Annotated in this window: 20 protein-coding genes and 5 tRNA genes; 10 read left to right on the top strand and 15 right to left on the bottom strand. The window is 52.3% G+C overall.

Annotated elements, in window-relative coordinates:
- Positions 1-30: 30 nt before the first annotated feature.
- Complete coding sequence (aztA, locus tag H924_RS00125) at positions 31-684, bottom strand: zinc ABC transporter ATP-binding protein AztA (protein WP_015649941.1); 654 nt, start codon at positions 682-684, stop codon at positions 31-33.
- Positions 685-713: 29 nt separating this feature from the next.
- Between aztA and aztB the strand changes: the two genes are divergently transcribed.
- The 4 genes from aztB to H924_RS00105 are packed head-to-tail and all read left to right on the top strand — an operon-like array spanning position 714 to position 4,182.
- Entirely contained in the window at positions 714-1,553 is an 840-nt protein-coding gene (gene aztB / locus H924_RS00120) for a zinc ABC transporter permease AztB (protein ID WP_015649940.1), read from the top strand.
- Positions 1,550-2,497 (top strand): metal ABC transporter substrate-binding protein, encoded by a 948-nt coding sequence (locus H924_RS00115; protein ID WP_015649939.1) that lies wholly within the window; start codon positions 1,550-1,552, stop codon positions 2,495-2,497. Before aztB ends, H924_RS00115 begins: the two co-directional genes overlap by 4 nt.
- Positions 2,498-2,505: 8 nt before the next feature.
- Positions 2,506-3,789 carry a zinc metallochaperone AztD gene (aztD, locus tag H924_RS00110; protein ID WP_015649938.1) on the top strand — a complete coding sequence of 428 codons (1,284 nt, stop codon included), beginning with the start codon at positions 2,506-2,508 and terminating at the stop codon, positions 3,787-3,789.
- 48 nt (positions 3,790-3,837) lie between these two features.
- The gene (locus H924_RS00105) at positions 3,838-4,182 is read left to right on the top strand and encodes a nucleoside triphosphate pyrophosphohydrolase family protein (RefSeq protein WP_015649937.1); all 345 of its coding nucleotides are present in this window, start codon (positions 3,838-3,840) and stop codon (positions 4,180-4,182) included.
- Between the two features lie 45 nt (positions 4,183-4,227).
- Here H924_RS00105 and H924_RS00100 read toward each other — a convergent pair.
- The 3 genes from H924_RS00100 to H924_RS00090 all read right to left on the bottom strand — a co-directional run bounded on the left by H924_RS00100 (position 4,228) and on the right by H924_RS00090 (position 5,257).
- Positions 4,228-4,300: transfer RNA gene (locus H924_RS00100), tRNA-Ala, on the bottom strand.
- A 380-nt stretch (positions 4,301-4,680) separates the two neighbouring features.
- Positions 4,681-4,753: transfer RNA gene (locus tag H924_RS00095), tRNA-Ala, on the bottom strand.
- Positions 4,754-4,807: 54 nt separating this feature from the next.
- Positions 4,808-5,257 (bottom strand): MarR family winged helix-turn-helix transcriptional regulator, encoded by a 450-nt coding sequence (locus tag H924_RS00090; RefSeq protein ID WP_015649936.1) that lies wholly within the window; start codon positions 5,255-5,257, stop codon positions 4,808-4,810.
- 158 nt (positions 5,258-5,415) lie between these two features.
- Between H924_RS00090 and H924_RS00085 the strand changes: the two genes are divergently transcribed.
- Positions 5,416-6,654: an MFS transporter gene (locus H924_RS00085; protein WP_015649935.1), complete on the top strand. Its 1,239-nt coding sequence runs from the start codon at positions 5,416-5,418 to the stop codon at positions 6,652-6,654.
- Positions 6,655-6,721: 67 nt separating this feature from the next.
- Here the strand turns inward: H924_RS00085 and H924_RS00080 are convergent.
- The 5 genes from H924_RS00080 to gyrA form a co-directional block, all read right to left on the bottom strand.
- Positions 6,722-6,798, bottom strand: a tRNA-Ile gene (locus H924_RS00080).
- 142 nt (positions 6,799-6,940) lie between these two features.
- Positions 6,941-7,013 (bottom strand) — tRNA-Ala (locus H924_RS00075).
- 8 nt (positions 7,014-7,021) lie between these two features.
- A tRNA-Ile gene (locus H924_RS00070) sits at positions 7,022-7,098 on the bottom strand.
- Positions 7,099-7,198: 100 nt separating this feature from the next.
- Entirely contained in the window at positions 7,199-7,543 is a 345-nt protein-coding gene (locus H924_RS00065; RefSeq protein WP_015649934.1) for a DUF3566 domain-containing protein, read from the bottom strand.
- A gap of 3 nt (positions 7,544-7,546) precedes the next feature.
- Positions 7,547-10,108, bottom strand: coding sequence for a DNA gyrase subunit A (gyrA, locus tag H924_RS00060; protein ID WP_015649933.1), 2,562 nt, complete (start codon positions 10,106-10,108; stop codon positions 7,547-7,549).
- 100 nt (positions 10,109-10,208) lie between these two features.
- Here gyrA and H924_RS00055 point away from each other — a divergent pair, with 100 nt between their 5' ends.
- The 5 genes from H924_RS00055 (at position 10,209) to H924_RS00035 (ending at position 13,154) form a co-directional block, all read left to right on the top strand.
- Entirely contained in the window at positions 10,209-10,418 is a 210-nt protein-coding gene (locus H924_RS00055) for a hypothetical protein (RefSeq protein WP_015649932.1), read from the top strand.
- The gene (locus H924_RS00050) at positions 10,415-10,678 is read left to right on the top strand and encodes a hypothetical protein (RefSeq protein WP_015649931.1); all 264 of its coding nucleotides are present in this window, start codon (positions 10,415-10,417) and stop codon (positions 10,676-10,678) included. The genes H924_RS00055 and H924_RS00050 overlap by 4 nt, the downstream gene beginning before the upstream one ends.
- Positions 10,679-10,762: 84 nt before the next feature.
- Entirely contained in the window at positions 10,763-11,857 is a 1,095-nt protein-coding gene (locus tag H924_RS00045; RefSeq protein WP_015649930.1) for an ROK family protein, read from the top strand.
- Positions 11,858-12,015: 158 nt separating this feature from the next.
- Positions 12,016-12,456 carry a DUF6918 family protein gene (locus H924_RS00040; RefSeq protein WP_015649929.1) on the top strand — a complete coding sequence of 147 codons (441 nt, stop codon included), beginning with the start codon at positions 12,016-12,018 and terminating at the stop codon, positions 12,454-12,456.
- Positions 12,457-12,461: 5 nt separating this feature from the next.
- On the top strand, positions 12,462-13,154 hold the full coding sequence (locus tag H924_RS00035; protein ID WP_015649928.1) for a YczE/YyaS/YitT family protein: 693 nt from the start codon (positions 12,462-12,464) through the stop codon (positions 13,152-13,154).
- Here H924_RS00035 and H924_RS00030 read toward each other — a convergent pair.
- The 6 genes from H924_RS00030 to dnaA form a co-directional block, all read right to left on the bottom strand.
- Positions 13,151-14,020, bottom strand: coding sequence for an alpha/beta fold hydrolase (locus H924_RS00030; protein ID WP_015649927.1), 870 nt, complete (start codon positions 14,018-14,020; stop codon positions 13,151-13,153). The two genes, H924_RS00035 and H924_RS00030, sit on opposite strands and share 4 nt — an antisense overlap.
- Before the next feature lie 394 nt (positions 14,021-14,414).
- Positions 14,415-16,469, bottom strand: coding sequence for a DNA topoisomerase (ATP-hydrolyzing) subunit B (gene gyrB / locus H924_RS00025; RefSeq protein WP_015649926.1), 2,055 nt, complete (start codon positions 16,467-16,469; stop codon positions 14,415-14,417).
- A gap of 132 nt (positions 16,470-16,601) precedes the next feature.
- Positions 16,602-17,147, bottom strand: a complete 546-nt coding sequence (locus H924_RS00020; RefSeq protein ID WP_015649925.1) for a DciA family protein — start codon at positions 17,145-17,147, stop codon at positions 16,602-16,604.
- Positions 17,144-18,325: a DNA replication/repair protein RecF gene (gene recF, locus H924_RS00015; protein WP_015649924.1), complete on the bottom strand. Its 1,182-nt coding sequence runs from the start codon at positions 18,323-18,325 to the stop codon at positions 17,144-17,146. Before recF ends, H924_RS00020 begins: the two co-directional genes overlap by 4 nt.
- A gap of 92 nt (positions 18,326-18,417) precedes the next feature.
- Positions 18,418-19,602 carry a DNA polymerase III subunit beta gene (dnaN, locus tag H924_RS00010; protein WP_015649923.1) on the bottom strand — a complete coding sequence of 395 codons (1,185 nt, stop codon included), beginning with the start codon at positions 19,600-19,602 and terminating at the stop codon, positions 18,418-18,420.
- Positions 19,603-20,337: 735 nt separating this feature from the next.
- A complete protein-coding gene (gene dnaA / locus H924_RS00005; protein WP_015649922.1) occupies positions 20,338-21,921 on the bottom strand; it encodes a chromosomal replication initiator protein DnaA in 1,584 nt (527 codons plus the stop codon).

Here is a 21,921-nt window from a genome sequence, read left to right as displayed (position 1 = left end):
GTCAGAGGCACAAGTCAAACTTTCCACAGGTCACATTATCGATTCAGACGCTTTGTGCTGGCACTTTATCTCACCCCTTTCCAAGGTGATGGTCCGATCTGCATCTCGCGTCTGCGCTACATCATGCGTGGCGATGATGATGGTTTTGCCAGCTGCCTTTTCCTCTGCAATGACCTTGGCTATTAATAAAGTAGCATCGGCGTCGATGGCAGAGAGGGGTTCGTCGAAAAGCAAAAGCGGTGCCTGCTGCGCTAACCCCTGCGCTATAAGCGCCCTTTGGCGCTGGCCACCGGACAACTCGCCAAGCGGGCGGCTGGCGAGGTCACTGATACCCAGGCGTTCTAGTTCGCTGTTGATAATGTTGCGGTCGCTCGCGCTGAGGCGTTGCCAGGGGCGGCGGCTGAGCCAGCGTCCCATGCTCACGGTATGCCACACGCTGATTGGTAAATTTTCCGGAACGTGGCTGCGCTGCGGTACAAAAGCTATTTCTTTAGGCAGTCCGCTGATACTCCCCGAGACAGGTGTGATGGTGCCGGCTAGAGCTCCTAGAAGAGTGGATTTTCCAGAGCCATTGGAGCCGATTAGTGCCGTGAGACTGCCCTGGGGAAAGCTGGCGTTGATGTTCTTTAAGGCTGTGACATTGCGATATGCGCAGCTAAGGTCCTTTACTCTGATTTCTCCCATTCCTTAATGATAACGGTTATCATTTCCAAATGGAGTTTTTCATCGAACCTTTTGCCGCCTCATTTGTCTTCCGCGCACTAATAGCTGGCTGTCTGGTCGCCGTCTTATGTGCACTCATTGGCACCTGGGTAATTCTGCGCCGACTGACATTTTTTGGCGATGCCATGTCTCACGGCATGCTGCCCGGAGTCGCCATCGCATCCCTCCTTGGCGGAAACCTCATGATCGGCGCCGGAATTAGTGCGCTAATCATGTCCGGTGGCGTGGTGTGGACCGCGCGTAAATCCACACTTTCCCAGGATGTGAGCATTGGCCTGCAATTTATCACCATGCTTTCCCTTGGCGTGGTGATAGTCTCCCGCTCAGATTCCCAGGCAGTTGACCTTACAGCGTTTCTTTTTGGCGATATTTTAGGCGTACGGACGGTAGATATTTACCTCATCATTGCCGCAGTTCTGGTGGGCGCGCTGATGTTATGGATTTTCCATCGCCCTTTTTTGGCGCTGACTTTTGATGAACGCAAGGCACACACCCTCAACCTTCACCCCCGCCTTACCCACCTGATCATGTTGATCCTGATCGCTTTGGCGACAGTGGTTTCTTTCCAAATTGTGGGCACCCTTTTAGTCTTTGGACTGCTTATTGGACCACCTGCAACGGCATGTATTTTAGCTGCACACACCGGACGTATCCCCTTAATCATGACCCTTGCTGCAGCACTTGGATGTGCAGAAATTTATAGTGGCCTATTGATTAGTTGGCATGCCAATACCGCCGCGGGCGCCACCATCACCTTATTAAGTGCTGTGATTTTCTTTATTTGCTTATTGACAAAGAATGTCATTAGTAAGTTAAACTGCAACGCGTGATACTGAAACAAATTTTCAATAACAGGCAAAGGGTTGGTGCACGCAGTGCCGCTTTAGTGGCTATGTGCTGCACTTTTACCTTCGGTATCACCGCATGCTCCACCACTGACACCACCCCAGACATCGTGGTTACCACCAATATTCTGGGCGATGTTGTTAGCCAATTGGTGGGAGATTCCGCCGATGTACAGGTACTTATGAAGCCCAATGCCGATCCACATTCTTTTGGGATTTCTGCACAGGAAGCTGCTGCGATGGAAAATGCCGATCTGATTGTCGCCAATGGTCTGGGGCTTGAAAAGGGCCTCTTAGCCAATCTGGATAATGCACGCAGTCAGGGAGTTGAGGTGATTGAGGTGGGAGAGCTCATCAATCCCATTGAGTACTCCCCTGGCGTCAAAGATCCACACTTTTGGACCGACCCGGCGCGCATGATTACCGCCACCGAGATCATCGAGGCTGAACTCATCGCAAATGTGGATGAGGCGCAGGCCGCCGAAATTTCTCAATCTGCCAGCGCATATCGCACCCAGTTACAAGAGCTGGATCGAGAAGTGAGCACCTTACTTAATAAGGTGGCACCACAAAACCGCAAGCTGGTCACCAATCACCATGTTTTTGGATATCTCGCCGCGCGTTTTGATTATTCCGTGATCGCCACCATCATCCCGGGCGGCAGCACCCTAGCCGCACCTTCTGCAGCTGACCTGGCAGATATCTCAACTGCCATCACCGAGAACCGCGTGCCAGCCATCTTCACCGATTCCTCCAGCCCGCAAAAGCTTGCCGACGTGCTAGCCAGCAACGCCGGAATCAAGGTGCAAGTAGTGCCCCTCTATACCGAATCTCTCACCGCAGCTGATGGTGAAGCCGGCGATTACCTCAGCATGCAAAAGATCAATGCCCAACGCATCTCAGATGCACTGACCCAAGCCCATCTTTAGGAGATGATATGAAGCCTTCACATAAATTGCTGGCCATAGCAGCGATTTCCACCACCTCCATTTTGCTCAGCAGCTGCAGTTCCCAAACAGTTGATTCTGGTGCAACCTCCTCCAGCGCAGCGGCGTCGACAAGCGCTATGCACGCTGAAGATGGACACGAAGCTCACGGTAGTGGCACTGCCCAGGAAGCGGATTCTCCGCAGGCACGCATTGTGACCACCTACGATGGCGGCATTTTGACCCTCGATGCCAATACTTTGGAAGTTTTGGAAGATACCCCGCTCGAAGGTTTTAATCGCCTCAACTCCGCAGGCGATGGCCGACACGTCTTTGTCTCAACCGGCGCGGGCTTCCAGGTTTTTGATGCTGGTGCCTGGACCGAACCGCATGGCGATCATACCCACAGCTACACCGCCGAACCTGAGCTCACCGACACTGTTTATGGCACCCAAAAGCCAGGTCACGTAGTGCGACATGCTGGCAAAACCGTGCTCTTTGGTGACGGCGATGGCAAAATTCAAATTTTTGAATCCGCTGATCTCCAGGAAAATGGAGACGCTGAGCCAATGGTAAAAGAAGCCCTGGAACCTCATCATGGTGTGGCTGTGGCCTTGGAAAATGGCGATTTGCTGCACACCCTGGGAAATTCTGATTCTCGTAATGGTGCCATTGTTTTTGATGCCGAGGGCAAGGAAATTGCACGTAATGAACAATGCCCGGGAGTTCACGGCGAGGCCGCGGCAGCCAATGAGGTAATCGCACTGGGTTGTGAAGACGGCGTGCTGATCTACAAAGATGGCAAATTCAGCAAGATTCAAGCCCCCGATTCCTATGGACGCATCGGCAATCAGGCTGGCAGTGACATGTCTCCAGTGATCCTGGGTGACTACAAAGTTGATAAAAATGCCAAGCTGGAGCGTCCCGAGCGCATCTCCTTGACCAACACTGAAACCGGCCAGCTCACCCTCGTTGACCTGGGAACTTCCTATTCCTTCCGCTCCCTCGGCCGCGGACCTGCAGGCGAAGCCGTAGTGCTTGGCACCGATGGCCAACTGCATATTATCGACCAAAACTCCGGCTCAATTCTGCACACCTACCCGGTCATTGCGCCGTGGATGGAACCCGAAGTTTGGCAGGAAGCTCGCCCAACCCTCTTCATCCAGGGAGATCGCGCCTATGTTTCCGAGCCCGCCACCAATAAACTGCACGTTGTTGACCTAAGCAATGGCAAGATCCTATCCTCCGCTACCCTGCCTGCCACCCCAAATGAGCTCACCGGGGTGACTGGCTAGGCGCTTTAGAAAGCGCTTTTCGACGTCTCTTGTGGAAGTATTTCTTAAATGACAAATCCACTATCTGATGCACGCGACCAAGCTTTAGAAGTCCGCAAGCTGTATGAAATTCTCGAAGAGCGCTTTAATGGCAAAACCTGGTCTATGCACGAATTACAGATCGGCTTTGCCAACGATGTCGGAAATATCGGCCGTTTGCTGCTTGCCGAAGAAGGCACCTGGAATATCGACGGCGATGCCCGTGCCGAGCTAGAGCACAAACTCTCCGAAACCATGTGGTGGGTGTTTGTGCTTGCCGACAAGCTAAACATCGACATCACCGCCGCTTATCCGCAGACCATGGAGAAAATCCAGGCTGCCCTGGAAGAGACCATCTCCAAAACAGCTGAATAAGCAAAAACCTCCTTGGAAATAATTTTCCAAGGAGGTTTTCATTTGTGGAGCATAGGAGAATCGAACTCCTGACATCCTGCTTGCAAAGCAGGTGCTCTACCAACTGAGCTAATGCCCCAAATTGCTCTTATTATGTTACACCCGAACATGCTTTATAAAAAAATCCGCTGCCTGCTCCACATTTTCCGGCAACCGTCTTGATGTGGTCCCAATCCGCCCCAAAATATGCTTCACATTATCTACTTTACGTAGATTGGGCTCTAACTACCGGAATTTGGGGCCCTAATCTACGTAAATACATGGCCGCTCCACGCCAATTGGTCTGAATCGGCACACCTTGTGAATAAAACCCATTTTACAACCTGAAAACCCACGCGCTGTACGCCCCTCTAAGGCCTTAACATGTGGTGCCAAGAGCAAAAGGTCAACGACATTTTCGGGAGCCTTAAAACGCAAAGGATCCCGAGCCGTATTTCTGGCTCGGGATCCTTTAATTTGTGGAGCATAGGAGAATCGAACTCCTGACATCCTGCTTGCAAAGCAGGTGCTCTACCAACTGAGCTAATGCCCCAAATTGCTCTTCAAATCTTACACCCACACACCCTAAAGAAAAAAATCAGCAACTTTAGACGGCGGTTTGCGATTCATAAATAGCAGAAACAAGAGGGGCTAGCTCCGGCAGTTCCCTGGCTTGATCAAGTGCTGACGCCAATACTTCATCATGGGTTGGATGGGCGTCGTGGAGAAGCTTTTGCCCCTCGGGAGTGAGCTCAGTGTAGATACCGCGGCGATCATCTTCACACAAGATCCTGGTGAGAAGATTGCGATCTTCCAAGCGGGTGACCAGGCGAGTTGTAGCGCTACTGGATAAAGCTGCAGCACGGGCCAACTGTCTCATACGCATATTCCAACCATCCTGTCGGCTAAGTGCATCAAGAACCGTGAATTCTACGACAGAGAGTCCATGTTCCTTCTGCAGGCTGCGCTCCAGCTCAGCTTCAATAAGTCCGTGCAAGGCCGCTAAAGTGCGCCAACCACGTGCCCGAATCTCCACTGCATCATCCGTGATTCCCATGAACCCCTCCTTATTTTTACTCTTGCTCAGAATACACTACTTGCGCCGATAGTGCGCGTGTGCAAGTATATTTTCATTGCGTTTGCAACTATTGCATACGCGCTTAATTGCTTATGCATCTATCACTTCATTGATGCTCTTTCCGAAAGGACCACGCATTGCCTCTCGCACTGCTCGCACTCGCCATCGGCGGGTTCGGAATCGGACTCACCGAGTTCGTCATTATGGGACTGCTACCCGAAATTTCTGCAGATTTTAATGTCACCGAGGCTGTCGCCGGTTATCTCATCTCCGGCTATGCACTCGCCGTCGCTGTCGGCGCAATTATCCTCACCATTGCCATGACACGGCTTAATCGCAAGGTGGCGCTGGTTGCTTTGCTCGTCTTGTTCATCATGGGGAATATGCTTTCGGCACTTGCCCCAAGTTATGAAATTATTATGCTGGGTCGCATAATCGCAGCACTTTGCCATGGTGCGTTCTTTGGCATCGGCTCCGTCGTTGCAGCTGGACTAGTAGCTCCAAACCGCCAAGCTGCCGCAATTTCAATGATGTTCGCCGGCTTAACTAGCGCGAATGTCTTGGGCGTTCCACTAGGCACATTTCTGGGACAAGCAGCCGGATGGCGTGCAACCTTTTGGGCGATCAGCATCATTGGTGTCATCGCACTCATCGGCATTATTGTCCTAATTCCTGCTTCTGCTGCACAGCCACAAAACAATGGCAGCATCCTCAGCGAGTTCCGCATCTTCACCTCGGGGCAGGTGTGGGCCTCAATTCTGATTACCGTGCTTGGTTATGGCGGTATGTTCGGCGCATTTAGTTATATGGCATTCACTTTGACTGGCGTCTCGGGATTCGCCAGCACAACCGTGCCATGGCTGCTGGTTTTGTTTGGCGTGGGCCTCTTTGTGGGCAATTTCCTCGGTGGGCGTGCTGCTGACAAGAACCTTGGACGTACTCTATTAACTCTGTTCATCGGGCTAGTGATCATCCTCGCCATATTCTCTCAGGTGGCTGGCAATCAGATCGCTACCATCATTGCGCTATTCCTCATGGGTGGCTTTGGTTTTGCAACTGTCCCAGCACTTCAGATGCGAATCATGTCCTATTCCACCGAAGCCCCAACTTTGGGTTCAGGTGCGAATATCGCAGCTTTTAACGTCGGCAATGCTCTAGGTGCCTGGATCGGTGGACTAACCATCTCTGCTGGACTCGGATACGCATCTCCCCTATTGGCTGGCGCGCTAGTAACCCTCGCTGGTCTCATTGTCTTCCTTATTGCAGCTTTATCCGCTGGCGGAGAACTCCGACGAAGCACAGCAACATTAGAAGTTGCACATGAAAATGACCCTGCTTTTCATATAACAACCGCTAAGCCTGTTAATCAGGGCTAATCCGGCAGAAATCAAAAACACCGGGTGTTAAGAAAATTAATTCTTAACACCCGGTGTTTTAGTTATTTGGTGGGCCTAGCAAGAATCGAACTTGCGACCCCATCGTTATCAGCGATGTGCTCTAACCGACTGAGCTATAGGCCCTTATGGGAACAATGAAAGACTCTACCGACAAGCTTGGCAACTACCAAAACGGCAGCGCAAAGCCCCTTTTCCCAGCCCCTAAAAAACGGGAGAAAAGAAAAAGAACCACTCCCCGATCCGGAAAGTGGTTCTTTTTGAACTGTGGAGCATAGGAGAATCGAACTCCTGACATCCTGCTTGCAAAGCAGGTGCTCTACCAACTGAGCTAATGCCCCTTTATTCCTGGTGGGCCTAGCAAGAATCGAACTTGCGACCTCATCGTTATCAGCGATGCGCTCTAACCGACTGAGCTATAGGCCCCTTAGGAACGAGGTAAGACTTTACCCATAACTTCTTAAACTAACAAATCCCCTGCTTAAACCCTATTTTTCAAGGGTTTAAGCAGGGACTGTTTTAAGAGTTAATCAACTTCTTCTTGGAGCTGAATTCTCAGGCCACCAAAGAGATCAACAATCGCGTTGTAGATAATGGCTGCCAAAGGCGCCAGAATTGCAATGGTGATCGCGGCGATCGCACCCAGCAGTGCGGACACACTGAGTACTAGACCGAAGGTGATGGACTGTTCTGCGCCAACTCCACCGATGACAGTATTCAGGTTTTGCCAAACACCTGCTGCATTGAGTCCGAAATAAAGCAAAGACACGCAGATGATCCACGCCACGAGTCCGATGATGGACATGGCCAGTGCCACGCGGAAGGTGGCTAGTGGCGAAATTCGGGTTATGGATACTTCTCGAGATGCCAAGGTTTACTCCTCGTCGCTATCGTCTGTGCTTTCAACGGTGCTTTCTGCAGTTGCCTTGGAAGCTGGTCCTTCGACTGCACCCTTTGCTACTGCTTCTGCGGTTTCTTCGCCTTCATCTTCGACATTCTTGTCGATGGCTAGCAACTCGACGCCTTCTTCGAGGTTTACCAAACGCACGCCCATGGTGGCACGTGAAGATGGACGAATCTGGTTGACCACGGTACGGATTACGCCGCCGGCAGAGGTGATGGCGAAGATCTCGTCATCTTCTTCCACGGCGATAGCACCGATGAGACGTCCACGCTTCGGGGTGTATTTGAAGGTCACAACACCCAGGCCACCACGGCCTTGGGTGGAGTAATCCTCCAGTGGGGTGCGCTTGCCATAACCACCAGAGGTAGCTACCAGCAAGAATTCACCATCGCGAACTACACACATGGACAGCAGCTGATCGTTTTCACGGAAACGCATACCCTTCACACCGGCGGTGGCACGGCCCATTGGGCGCAATTGCTCATCATCAGCAGTGAAGCGGATGGACTGACCGTATTCAGAGACCAAGAGCAGTTCATCATTTTCGCCACACAAAGCGGCACCGATCAGACGGTCGTCCTCGTTGAGGTTGATGGCGATGAGTCCACCGGAACGGGCAGATTCATAGTCCAAAAGACGGGACTTCTTGACGCGGCCATGTGCAGTTGCCAAGACGAGGTAAGGAGCATCCTCGTAGCTTTCGATCTGGATAACCTGGGCAATTTGCTCACCTGGCTGGAATTCCAAAAGGTTAGCTACGTGCTGGCCACGTGCGGTGCGAGAGGTCTCTGGCAACTCATAGGCCTTGAGTCGGTAGACACGGCCATAGTTGGTGAAGAAGAGGATCCAGTCGTGGGTGGAGCTCACAAAGAAGTGGCGCACGATGTCGTCTTGCTTGAGCTCCGCGCCACGTACGCCCTTACCGCCACGCTTTTGGGACTTATAAGCATCAACCTTGGTGCGCTTTGCGTAACCGGTGGAAGTAATGGTGACCACCACATTTTCACGGGCAATGAGGTCTTCTTCAGAGACGTCGCCGGTAGCGGCAATGATCTTGGAACGACGCTCGTCACCGTACTTGTCGACGATTTCTTTTAGCTCATCGTGGACAATGCTGCGCTGACGCTCTGGGCTTGCCAGGATGTCCTTCAGGTCAGCGATTTCCAGCTCGATTTCAGCGAGCTCATCGATGATCTTTTGGCGTTCCAGTGCCGCCAGGCGACGCAGCTGCATTGCCAGAATTGCGTCAGCCTGCGCCTCGTCGACGTCGAGAAGCGACATGAGGCCGGTGCGGGCTTCATCTGGGGTTGGGCTGCGGCGGATGAGCGCGATGACCTCGTCCAGCATATCCAGGGCCTTGACCAGGCCGCGAAGGAGGTGGGCGCGCTCTTCAGCCTTGTCGAGGCGGTATTGGGTGCGGCGCACGATGACTTCGATCTGGTGCGCCACGTAGTAACGCAGCATCTGGTCCAGACGCAGGGTACGAGGCACGCCATCAACGATGGACAGCATGTTCACACCAAAGTTGGTCTGCAGCTGGGAGTGCTTAAACAGGTTGTTCAGCACCACGCGAGCTACGGCATCGCGCTTGAGGGTAACCACAATGCGCATACCAACACGGTCGGAGGATTCATCTTCAATCTTGGAGATGCCCACGAGCTTGCCGTCGCGAACCTGCTCGGCAATGTTAGAGATCAGGTTATCTGGGTTTACCTGGAAAGGCAGCTCAGTAATAACAATGACGGTGCGGTTGCCCTCTTCTTCAATAGAGGTCACGCCACGCATACGAACTGAGCCACGGCCGGTGGTGTAGGCATCGTGGATGCCCTTATCACCGATGATCAGGCCAGCAGTTGGGAAGTCCGGCCCCTTCACAAAGCTCATACAAGCTTCGAGTGCTTCAGATTCTTCGGCGTCTGGGTTTTCCAGAATCCAGAAGATGGCGTCGGCAAGCTCATTAAGGTTGTGTGGTGGGATGTTGGTGGCCATACCCACGGCGATGCCGCCGGAGCCGTTCATCAACAGGTTTGGCACACGAGATGGCAAAACATCTGGTTCGAGAGTCTTGCCATCGTAGTTTGGAGAGAAGTTAACGGTGTTTTCGCGAATATCGCGCACCATTTCCATCGCCAATGGAGTCATGCGGCACTCGGTATAACGCATTGCTGCCGGGCCGTCGTTGCCGCGGGAACCGAAGTTACCCTGGCCATCTACCAGCGGATAACGCATGGACCATGGCTGAGCCATACGTACCAAAGTGTCATAAATTGCGGAGTCACCGTGTGGGTGGAAGTTACCCATAGTGTCTGCCACTGGCTTTGCGGACTTCACATAGCTGCGGTCGGGGCGGTAACCATTGTCAAACATCGCATAAAGCACACGGCGGTGAACCGGCTTCATGCCATCGCGAACCTCTGGGAGGGCACGGCCGACGATGACGGACATGGCGTAATCGATATAGCTCGACTGCATTTCCTCATTGATATCAATGGGATTGATGCGGTCATATTGTGCGGTATTGTCGTCGCTCACTGATCACCTTTCTTCGTGTCAACCTGCCTAATTTTAGTCCACAGAGCTTTTTAACGCCCTGTAGCCCCATAAAGTGGTATCAAAGCGATACCATTTCTTCATGGCAATGACTTTAAGGCTTAACGACGCCCAGGACCGCGCGCTCACCCTGCTTGCCCGGGCACAAGGTTGCAGCAAACAGGAAGCTGCAATTCGCGCGATCATTGCGGCCGCCGGCCGCGCTTTGGAAGACGCCGAGGTCGCAGAGCTGGCACGCGGTTACGTGGCCGAGTATGCAAGCGTCGAAAAGCGTATTAGGCAGCAGCGATGAGGGGCTTAAGTCCCGAGCAATTGCTGGTAATCGCCGATGAAGTGGGGGCGGTACACGGCGTGGTAGTGCGCGATTTTGCAGCGCTGGCAGCGATATCAGCCGTGAGTACGGCCAGCTTTTATGGAGTTGAGGTACACGCTTCCGCAGAGGCCATGGCGGCGCGGGTCTCCGAGTTGATTCGCACTTTGGAGCCACTAAGCGGACGTAATGAAACTTTTGCCGCCGTCACTCAGCGCATCCTACTTAGTCGCAATATATAGACCAATTAGTCTAGATTTTCTTTATTTCCACACCTAAATGTGGTGAATTTTAATAATGACTTTAAAGACCACTCTGTCTAGCATGTGCCTATACTCACACAGCAAATCACGCCGATCCACATCTGCGCCCCGCAGCTTCCCATCGCCCGCGTTTTCCATCAAATTCGCGCCACCGATGCCGACCGCACATCGCTGCAACAAGATTTGGGATTTTCACAGGCTGGTATCACCCGGCATGTATCCGCGCTGATTGATGCTGGTTTGGTGGAAGAAACTCGGGCTCAAAATGAGGACGGCACGCGCTCCGGACGCCCCCGCACCAAACTGGGCATTGATGGCCGCCATTTGGTCGCCTGGGGTGCTCACATCGGTGTGCGCAGCTCTGAAATTACAGTCTGTGACCTGGCAGGACGTGTTATTAGGCACCAAAAGCTTGACCATGATGTCACTAATTTCACACCGCCAGAAACCCTCGATTTTGTGATTAATCAATTGCAAAATCTGGGTGCCGGGCTGCCCGATCCGCTTAATATTGGCCTGGCTTTTTCCGCCCATGTGGCACCGGACGGCACTGTTACTTCACCTGCTTATGGCTGGGAAAAGGTGGATATTCAGCAGTTTCTCCCCTTCCCTATCTCCATCGGAACCGGTGTAGCGGCGATGGCGGGCACCGAAATTATCAACGCCCCACTTAATCCCACGCCGTATTTTGAGCCTTCTACCTTGTACTTTTATGCGCGTGAGGTTGTTTCACACGCCTGGATTTTTAATGGTGCCGTGCACCGACCCAATTCCGGACGCACTCCACTAGCTTTTGGTAATTCCAATACCCTTAAAGAAGCGTCTCGACGCGGCATTGCTGCCCGTACTTTCGCCGAGCTGGTCAGCCGAGCTCGGACCGAAACCGTAGCCCGCGAAATCCTTAATGAACGCGCCCACAAGCTTGCTGACGCGGTGATTTCCGCAGTGGACGTAGTGGATCCTGATTCCATCGTTTTTGCTGGTGAAGCCTTCACTTTGGATCCAGATAGCTTGCGCATTGTGGTCACTCGCCTACGCGAATCCACTGGCAGCCAATTACGCATTCAACGTGCCGATTCCCATATCCTGCGCACGGCGGCCATCCATGTAGCTTTACATCCCATCAGACAAGATCCTTTGGCATTTGTTGCAGCATAGTTGTGAAGATATGTAAGCTTTGTGACTGTTGTGATTACAGAGGCTGTTGTGGTTTCAGTTTTTTGTGGAGGAAGGATCGCAACACTGTGTGCGAAAAAGGTCGGCCCCTCAAGTCCCATTTGAGCGCCGACCTTTTCTCATTCACCTAAGATGAGTCCATGACCACACTTAAAGAACTCATCGTCTCTGCAAACTTCGATGCCGCCGTTAATGACATGGCATCTTTTATCACCACCACCGTCGAAAAGCAGTCTGGCCTCACCGGTATGGCGCTTAAGGGCGCGCTTGCAGCCGCCACCAAGGTAGACGCCGATATCGTCGCCAAGGGCTCACGACGCCTCCTGCCTGAGATGGCAGACTCCCTTGATGGCCTGTGGCAGGAATATTCCACCTCCGGTGGCTCTGACTTCGGTGTATTCCTAGCCGCGAATGAGCAGCGTGCGATGGATGCCATCCTCAATGTCGCTGACCGCAATGCCGAAACCATCACTGTGCCAGGACTTGGCAAGGTCTACAAGGGCGTGCGTGGCAAGGCTTCCAAGGTCATTATTGAAGAACTCCCTGCCATCGGCGCACTTATTGAGAAAAACACCCACTAAGGCACGTGTCTCCTACCGATTCAGCTGCGCCGGAACCACAAAAGAAGCCCCTCGATCCGGCGCAGCGTTTTAACCTGCCGACTCGCTGGGCCATGTTTTTTATTGGCATTTACATCATGTCTTTTGCCATTGCCATGACCGTGCACGTGGGTTTGGGCACCACCACCATTTCCGCAATCCCCGCGGTGTGGTCGTTTATTAGCCCGCTCTCGGTTGGCACCACGACGATCCTCTTTAATGTCATTTTGATCATCGGCCAGATGATTGTGCTGCGCAAAGATTTCAAGATGAACATGTTCATCCAACTTCTTTGGGCATTTGTCTTCGGATTTCTTTGTGATCTCAACCTGTTAGTAACCGGCTGGGCGGAAACCGATAATTACATCTTGGCCTGGGTGTGGGTTATCAGCGCCACCTTATTGATGTCCATTGGTGTGTTTATCCAGGTGCTTCCAAATATCACCTATATCGCCGGCGAAGGTTTTGTTTATGCGCTGGTACGGAAGTTCCCCTCCATGCAATTTGGCTCTATGAAACAAATTGTGGACTGGACCTTGGTAATCATCGCCGGCATCATCTCATTGATTGCAATGGGAGAGCTAGTGGGAGTTCGCGAAGGCACAATCTTTGCCGCCTTCTTCATCGGATTTTTTGTTAAACAATGGCGCAAGCTCTGCCTGCGCTCAATCGGCTATTAAGCCTGCTTAAATAGCTCCACCGTCGCCGCTGGCTCTCGAGCCCAGCGATTATGTCCCAGCTCCCCTGGCACAATCAATTTGCACAGGGGCGCGGTGGGCAAAAAGCTTGCCAATGCATCAATAGAAGCCTCAGGACATTCCTCATCATTGGCACTTCTACACAAAGTCAGCGGTATGCTGACTTTTTTCATTTCCTGAACATAGTTGAGATCTTGGCCAGTGAGATTCTCGAGGGAATTCTTGCGATTAAAGTGCTGCCACTCTTTCATATGGGTGCCAGACTGCCTGCCATAACCCACAATGTCCTTGCCGAAGATCTTTCCGGGCCAAAATCCCAAAACATGCCCGCCGACACCACCTAATAAGACAGCGCCAGCACCCAGCCTTCTACGTTCTTTAGGGCCAAAAGCCTTAAAAAACGGTGAACCTGAACCAACACCAAAAATGCTTTGCAGATTATAAGTTTTCGCCTCGGGACGGCCTGCAAAAAGACAAGAAATCTGCCCACCCATCGAATGTGCAAGAAACCTCATGGGATGATCCGCTTTTAGACCCAAAGCCTGTTTAGCTGCGGCAATCTGTAATGGAAAATCAATGGCAGCCAGGTCATGATAGCCCCACTGATTTTTCTTAGTGGCCTTTGCTGTGCTTTGCCCTTGACCTCTTAACTCTCCGATTGCTACGTTAAAACCTGCTTTTAGCAGCAAAGATGCAAGTGGTCGATAATAGTATCCGCCCATTCCAAACCCAGGCCACACCATTACAAGTGTTGCCTGTGGATCTGCGGCAGCCCAGATCTGCACCGGAGTGGTTGATCCATCAGGCATTGGCACATGAGAAGTTGTGGTTGGTTCAATTGATTTCACTATTCCCAGGGTATTCACTTTGGGGAAATTCGCAGAACTTTCCTCTCTCCCATATAAGGCTTCGAGGTAGCGCAAATGAGTATTTGCCTCAACCTTGCTAATAAAGGGCCTTAAATCGCCTCTGAGAGCCTTAGTTTTTCAGCCTCTTTTGGAGTTTTATTCACCAGGCGTGCGGATTTACGCAAGCTGAGGTCTTGAGAGCCATTTTTGGGGCGAATAGGGATCAGAAAACGTCCCATGCGGTGCGGATTTACGAAGAAAAGTACAAATTAAGCCTGCACTTTCGTAAATCCGCACGCTTATTCCCTTCCCACCACTCGCGGGACTCAAAAACCCGCCTCCATCCCACAAAAATTGCAGGATAGGGCGAGTAATTGAAAATGATTCCCAAGCTTTAGACGTCCAGGAAGCGAACATCCTTAGCATTACGAGTAATGAAGCTGCGGCGGGCCACAACATCGTCACCCATAAGGATGGAGAAGAGCTCATCGGCACGCTGTGCGTCATTAAGATCAACACGACGCAGGATACGCACGGTTGGGTCCATGGTGGTTTCCCATAGCTCATTCGGGTTCATCTCGCCGAGACCCTTGTAACGCTGGATGCCGTCATCCTTGTTGATCTTACGACCAGCGGCCAGACCTTCAGCGAGCTGCTCATCGCGCTCATCATCGGAGTAGGCGAAGCCTGGCTCGCCACGCTGCCACTTCAGCTTGTACAGCGGTGGCTGTGCCAAGTAGACGTGGCCTTGTGCAACAAGTTCTGGCATAAAGCGGAAGAGCAAAGTAAGCAGCAAGGTTGCAATGTGCTGACCGTCAACGTCGGCGTCGGCCATCAACACAATCTTGTGATAGCGCAGCTTGTTGATATCAAACTCATCGTGAATACCGGTGCCAAGCGCGGTGATAATGGCCTGAACTTCGGCATTCTTTAGCACCTTGTCAAGGCGTGCTTTTTCCACGTTGAGGATCTTTCCGCGCAGCGGCAAGATGGCCTGGAACATGGAGTCACGGCCGGACTTTGCGGAGCCACCTGCGGAGTCGCCCTCCACGATGTAGAGTTCGGACTTCTCAGGATCCTTGGAACGGCAATCGGCAAGCTTGCCAGGAAGACCACCAAGATCGGTTGCAGACTTGCGTCGCACCAGGTCACGGGCCTTACGGGCAGCCATGCGAGCCTGCGCAGATCCAACGGCCTTGTTGATAATGACCTTGGCTTCAGCAGGGTTAGCTTCCAACCAGTGTCCCACGTGTTCATTGGTCATACGCTGCACGAAGGACTTGATTTCGGTGTTGCCCAGCTTGGTCTTGGTCTGACCCTCAAACTGAGGATCACCAACACGCACCGAGATGATGGCGGAAAGACCTTCACGGCAGTCGTCGCCGGTGAGGTTTGCTTCCTTTTCCTTGAGCAGCTTGTGCTCGCGGGCATAGCGGTTCATGAGGGAGGTTAGCGCAGAGCGGAAACCTTCCTCGTGAGTGCCACCTTCATGGGTGTTGATGGTGTTGGCGAAGGTATGTACAGATTCCTTGTAGGAGGAATTCCACTGCATAGCAATCTCTACCTCATGGTCTTCACCCTTGGCTTCAAAAGCCACGATAGATGGGTGAATGACAGTCTTGCTGCGGTTGAGGTAGTTAACATAATCCCCAAGACCGTTTGGGTAGTGGAAGACTTTTTTCTTCTCGCGCTTTTTAGGCTTCTTTGGCGCATCGCCGGCTTCTTCGACAAGTTCGGTTTCATTGTCGAGTTCATCCAGGGACAGCTCAGGGGCAGTTTCGCCCTGCTCTGCCAATGCTTCCAATTCGAGTTCTTGATCGGTAGCGCGGCTATCGGTCAAGGTGATGGTCAGGCCCTTGTTAAGGAATGCCATCTCCTGGAGACGTCGAGAAATTGTCTCAAAGTCAAACTCGGTGGTCTCAAAAATTTCTGCATCCGGCCAAAAACGGATGGTGGTACCGGTTCCGCGGGCGTTTCCGCCTTCGATGAGTTCATCGGGAACAGAGTTGGTGAAATTTTGGTACCAGTGCTTGCCGTGCAGCTTAATATCAGCCTCAACACGGGTGGAAAGGGCGTTAACCACGGAAATACCAACGCCGTGTAGACCACCGGAAACCGCATAGGAATCGGAGTCAAACTTACCGCCGGCGTGCAGCTGGGTCATCACGACCTGCACCGTTGGTGCACCTGATGGGTGCATATCGACGGGGATGCCACGGCCGTCATCGATGACTTGGACGCCACCGTCTTCGAGCAGGGTGACATCGACCTTGGTGGCATAACCAGCCATGGCCTCATCCACCGAGTTATCAACGACCTCCCAAATTAGGTGGTGCAGGCCGCGCGGTCCAGTGGAACCGATATACATGCCCGGGCGTTTACGTACCGCCTCAAGACCTTCAAGGATGGTGATCGATGAAGCGTCATAATTGTGTTCAGTGTTTGCCACTTTTAACGAACACTCCTCGCTACTTATCCGATACAGACCTTTTCATCTTACACGTTTAGGTCCCCACACGGTACGAGGCATAAGGCGTTAAACGGGAAAATAGGTAGGTTTTTGGCGATTTTTGTTTCCGAATTAACCATAAGTGTCGCGCGGACCGCGTCCTTTAACGTGCAAAGGACCTTTACGCCAACTGGGTGCTTGAGGGCCATAAATACGCAGCTCCACAATAATATTTGGACCCACCTTTTGGGCGATGACCTGCAGAATCTGCTTCTGCATCAGGCGTAAATTGGTGGCCCACGCGGTGGAATCACAAGTGATAAAAAGCTTCTTATCCTTGATCATTTCCACCTTGGTATGCTGCGCAATCTTCGGCCCCACCAGCTCTTCCCAATTTGTTGTGACCCAGCCACCCGCGATCTCCTTCGCCCAGCCCCGGTTCTGAATTTCCTTGTTAAGAATGGATCCCAAAGACTCAGCGCTGCGTTCATAACGCTTGTAGCGGCCGTCAAGGCCGGTGGGCCGGCCCTTTTTGTGCTTTTCGACGCTACCTTGTTGGCTACGGCGCGCAGGGGTTCGTCGAAAAGCATCCTTTTGGTGCAGGTCAGGCACCTTGCCGTTGCGCTTTTTGGCTTCTTGGCGGATGCGTTCAAAAGCCTGATCGATGGGGTCGGTCATGGCGCGTCCAGCAGGGAGATTCGGCCGGTTTCGGTGTCGGCGACGGAGACTGTGTGCTGCGCGGAAATCACATCCTTGAGGTTGTCAGGGAGGTCATCGCCAACGGCGGCGGTGATGATTACTTGTTCAGCATCTTGGGCGATGGACACCAATTTTTCGCGGCGGCCAGCGTCAAGTTCTGAAAAAACATCGTCGAGGATGAGGATCGGATCGGTGCCATCAGAGCGCAACAAATTGAACTCCGCGATTCTTAAAGAAAGCGCAAAAGACCAGGTCTCGCCGTGGCTGGCAAAGCCCTTGGCAGGCTGATCACCCAACAATAACTCCAGGTCATCGCGGTGCGGGCCGACTAGGCTTGATCCTCTTTCGATCTCGCGCTGGCGCTTGGCGGCAAGCTCTGTCAGCAGGGTTGCCTCGATAATGCCAGCATCAAATTCCTCGAATTGAGCAAGGCCGTGATCGATGGTGGTTTTGTAATTCACCTGCGCCGGGCGGGATTCCGGCGCGATCGTGGCATAGGCCTCGTGAATTTTAGGGCCCAACTCCTTGAGCAGCGCAAAACGCGCCGCCATCACCTGAGCGCCCAGCTGTGCCAACTGTCCATCCCAGGTGTCCAAAGTGCTAAGCGCTGCTGCGCCTTCCTCATTGCCATAACCGCGACGCAGCGCAATGGTAGCCGTCTTGAGCAGGGCGTTTCTTTGTTTGAGCACCTTGTCGTAATCAGCTTTAAGAGCTCCCATGCGCGGCTGGCGAGTAGCGATAATGTCATCTAGGTAGCGGCGCCGCTCGGCTGGTTCACCGCGCACCAATGCCAAATCTTCCGGAGCAAATAACACAGTTTTGATGACCCCGAGGATTTCCCGCGGGGACTTCATTTTGGTGCGATTTAGCTGCCCTTGGTTGGCGGCGTGGGGTTTGATCAACAAATGAGCCGCAAGTTCTCTGCCCTGATTAACTGCGATTGCAGAAATTCTGGCATTCGCAGCATTTGCCCTAACCAGCGGAGCATCCTGGGATACCCGGTGGGAGGATAAATGCGCTAAATAGCCAATGGCCTCGACGATATTTGTTTTTCCAAAGCCATTACGGCCGATGAACATGGTAATTCCAGGTTCTAAATCAACCTTGAGCTCTGGCCATGAGCGATAATCACGTAATTCCAAAGAACGGATGTACATGACTCATGGCCTCCTTTAAAGAAATTTGAGCTGAAAAGCCGCCTGCCTTGCTAAAAATTACAAGACAGGCGCTATTTGGGGTGCGAGGTTATTTAGCCTGGTAGGCGTACTGGCATGAGCAGGTAGGTGAAGTAGGTTTCCGGAGTTTGGAAAACGCCACGCTCATCTGCTTCAGGGAATTCTTCTGGTTCCGGAATCATAATTGCCGGGCGAGAAGGCTCGGTGAAACCAAAAACAGCCCGCGGAGTTGGAACTACAGAAAGTCCATCCTTGAGGTAACCCGGGTTGAAGGCGATGGTGAGATCCTTACCCACAAATGCGCAAGGCAGGGTTTCTTCAGCGTGTCCGGCATCGGAGCCGCCTGCGGACAAAATGACCTGGCCCTCGCTAAATTGCAAGATGACCTGGGCATTTCGGTCTGCCACGAGGGATACGCGTCGAATCGCATCAACCAGCGGAGAAATCTCTACCGAGGCCATTGCGGTGTGCTCTTTAGGCAACAAAGGTGCGATATTGGGGAAATCTGCGTCGAGCAAACGAGTGGTGGTTTCCCGGTTATCGGTGTGAATGCCAAAAAGTCCTTCGCGGCCAACCTGCTCGCCAGTGCCAACGGCAATGTCGATGGGATCGTTGATGCCGGTGTCGAGGGAACGTGCATTTTCCAGCAGAGTTTTTGCCGGGATGAGCAGCTTCGCATTGAGCTCTGGATCCTTGGAATCCCATTCAAAGGTGCGCAGTGCCAAACGGAAACGGTCGGTAGCAGCCAAATTAATGCTATTTCCGGTGATTTCCATGTTCACGCCGGTGAGCATGGGCAGGGAGTCATCCTTGCCGGCAGCAGCTGCAACCTGGGAAACAGCTTCGGTGAAAAGCTTGGCATTGATGGAACCGGTGGATTCTGGAAGCTTTGGCAATGAAGGGTAGTCATCAAGTGGGATTGATGGCAGCTCAAAGCGGGAGGAACCACAAGTTACCAGCACCTTTGAGCCGTCGATACGGAAATCAACTGGCTTATTGGGCAGGGTTCCGGTGATTTCGGAGAGCAGCTTACCGGCTACGGCGATGCGGCCAGGCTGGGAAACCTCTGCTGAAAGACGAACACGGGTGGAAACCTCGTAGTCGTAGCCTGCAAGTTCTAGGCCTTCATCATCGGCAGTGATCAGCATGGCGCGCAATACCGGCTGAGTCGGTTTGGTGGGCAGGTTTCGAGCAACCCAGGCTACCGCGGTAACCAGGTCCTCCCTGGCCACACGGAAGGACACATTTTGTGACTCCATGCTGTTTTAAAGCTCCTTGGGAAAGATAGATCAAATTAGTTCAAGGTTTAACTAAATTCAGATTTTCACTAATAGGTCAAACTTCATGATCGAAGTTTGGGCCTTGAGGGTTAATCCTCTGAATTACACAAACCCAACCTACCCGGGAACCCGGTAGTTCAGGAATTTGTAATTCCGTCTTTGCCGCTTGTTGCTCAATGAGCACGACCGGAAGTTTTGTCATTTCACGATGTTCTCCCCAACCCCTCTTTCTTTTATTTAACTCTTAGTAAGAAAATTGGTAGTAACAGTAAGTCCTGTTCAAACTGTGGATAGACCCTCATTAGCCAAGGTAGCTGCCAAATTCCGCCGTGTGAAGGCGCTTGTGAATTGCTTGTGGATAACTTCGAGGTGCTGTGGATAGATTCCGCGGGGTCATAGTTATACACATTTTAGCTAAATGTATCCCCAGCTTATCCCCAGTTTTGGGAGGTTTATGCACAGGGCTTTGAGTAAGCTCCTCCCTCTTTGAAAGTGATGAAGCTCACGGAATTACAAGTTTGTAATTACAGGGCTGTGACTAACATTGTGGATAACTTTTGAGGCCACTCCCCGAGCTGCGGAAATAACAAAAAATCACCCAAAAACCTGTGGAAACTTACCCAAAATGACAAAAAGAGGGCCTTACCGCAGCACATTGCAGCAAGGCCCTCTTTTGTAATTCGACCGGTGTCAGATATTTCTTAGTTTTATGTCCTAGTTTCGGCCGCGCGATTTGATCAGCTGGGTTAGTTGCTGGATCTCGTCATAAGTATCGCGCTTTTCTGTCATTTCCTGGCGGATCTTACGGTCGGCATACATCACGGTGGTGTGATCCTTACCGCCAAAAACATCACCAATCTTGGGCAAAGACATATCTGTCAATTCGCGGCAGAGATACATTGCCAACTGGCGAGCATGCGCAACCGCACGAGTTTTCCCAGCTCCGCGCAGGGTATCAACGGAAATCTCAAAATATTCCGCGGTGACTTCCATGATCACCGGAGCGGTAATTTCCATATCTTCTGGCTCTGGCAAAATATCGCGCAGCGCCACAATTGCCATTTCTTTGTCAATCGGCTGGTTAATCAAAGAAGAATAAGCAGAAACACGAATCAGCGCGCCTTCGAGCTCGCGAATCGAAGATTCAAAACGGCTGGCAATCAGCTCGAGAACTTCGCGATCCACATGGGTGCCATCGGTTTGGGCCTTCTTCATCAAAATCGCAATACGCGTTTCCAGATCTGGTGGCTGAATATCGGTGATCAGGCCACCTTCAAAACGGGTGCGCAGACGATCTTCCAGCGTGGTGAGCTGCTTGGGAGGACGGTCTGAAGACAGGATAATTTGCTTATCTGCCTGGTGCAATGCGTTGAAAGTATGGAAAAACTCTTCCTGGGTACCTTCTTTACCGGCCAGGAATTGGATATCATCAACCATCAAAATATCGAGGTTGCGATAACGCCTTTTGAAGGTTTCTTGACGGTCATCACGCACGGAGTTGATGTAGTCATTGGTGAATTCTTCGCTGGACACATACTTAATACGCAGGCCAGGCTGCAATTCTTGAGCGTAATTTCCCACTGCGTGCAGCAGGTGAGTTTTACCCAAGCCCGAACCACCAGAAATAAATAGTGGGTTAAATGCTTTCGCTGGGCTTTCCGCCACGGCCACCGCTGCCGCATTGGCAAAACGGTTGAAGGGACCAATCACAAAACTTTCGAAGGTGTACTTCGGGTTCAGTGACACCTCACGATTAGGGTTGTGAGCAGGGGTTTCACGCGGAATACGTTGCGGGGTGGGCTGTTCAAACCCGGGGTCAGCGTGGGTGCGTTCCCAACCATTGCTTTGCGACGCGTCCTGCTGCTGCCCCACTTCATATTGCCCGGGGGCCCTGTTGTGGTTGGCCGGCGCAGCTTGTTGCTGAGGCTGTTGGTGTTGCGGTTGCTGCTGTTGAGGCGGCTGATATTTGAATTCCTGCTGGGTGGGGGCAGGAGTTTCGGCTGGTTCTTGGTCTGGCTCGACACTGACTGCCAAGCTGAAAGAACGGCCCATACGCAGCGACAACACCTTGGTTAGTGATTCGCTGAGGTCCTGCTCGATGGCATGTTTTGCCATGGAGTGCGGGGTGGACAACACGGCATAACCATCAACAATGGCAATTGGCTTGGCAAGGTTGAGGTAGGCGCGTTGGGTGGGGGTTAATGGCGCAATGCCACTATCGGGTTGCTGGCTCAAAGTGTTGAGGTCGGCAACAACTTGCCTCCACGTTTCGAGCAAAGAAGATGAGTTCTGGCTCAC

This window comes from Corynebacterium callunae DSM 20147, assembly GCF_000344785.1.
GTDB lineage: Bacteria > Actinomycetota > Actinomycetes > Mycobacteriales > Mycobacteriaceae > Corynebacterium > Corynebacterium callunae.
Note: the sequence above shows the minus strand (reverse complement) of the source record. Positions and strands in the feature narration are given on the sequence as shown.

Excerpts from the sequence above, each read along its gene's own strand:
- aztA (WP_015649941.1), bottom strand. The coding sequence starts at position 684 with ATGGGAGAAATCAGAGTAAAGGACCTTAGCTGCGCATATCGCAATGTC.
- aztB (WP_015649940.1), top strand. The coding sequence starts at position 714 with ATGGAGTTTTTCATCGAACCTTTTGCCGCCTCATTTGTCTTCCGCGCA.
- aztD (WP_015649938.1), top strand. The coding sequence starts at position 2,506 with ATGAAGCCTTCACATAAATTGCTGGCCATAGCAGCGATTTCCACCACC.
- H924_RS00105 (WP_015649937.1), top strand. The coding sequence starts at position 3,838 with ATGACAAATCCACTATCTGATGCACGCGACCAAGCTTTAGAAGTCCGC.
- H924_RS00090 (WP_015649936.1), bottom strand. The coding sequence starts at position 5,257 with ATGGGAATCACGGATGATGCAGTGGAGATTCGGGCACGTGGTTGGCGC.
- H924_RS00055 (WP_015649932.1), top strand. The coding sequence starts at position 10,209 with ATGGCAATGACTTTAAGGCTTAACGACGCCCAGGACCGCGCGCTCACC.
- H924_RS00050 (WP_015649931.1), top strand. The coding sequence starts at position 10,415 with ATGAGGGGCTTAAGTCCCGAGCAATTGCTGGTAATCGCCGATGAAGTG.
- H924_RS00040 (WP_015649929.1), top strand. The coding sequence starts at position 12,016 with ATGACCACACTTAAAGAACTCATCGTCTCTGCAAACTTCGATGCCGCC.
- H924_RS00020 (WP_015649925.1), bottom strand. The coding sequence starts at position 17,147 with ATGACCGACCCCATCGATCAGGCTTTTGAACGCATCCGCCAAGAAGCC.
- recF (WP_015649924.1), bottom strand. The coding sequence starts at position 18,325 with ATGTACATCCGTTCTTTGGAATTACGTGATTATCGCTCATGGCCAGAG.
- dnaN (WP_015649923.1), bottom strand. The coding sequence starts at position 19,602 with ATGGAGTCACAAAATGTGTCCTTCCGTGTGGCCAGGGAGGACCTGGTT.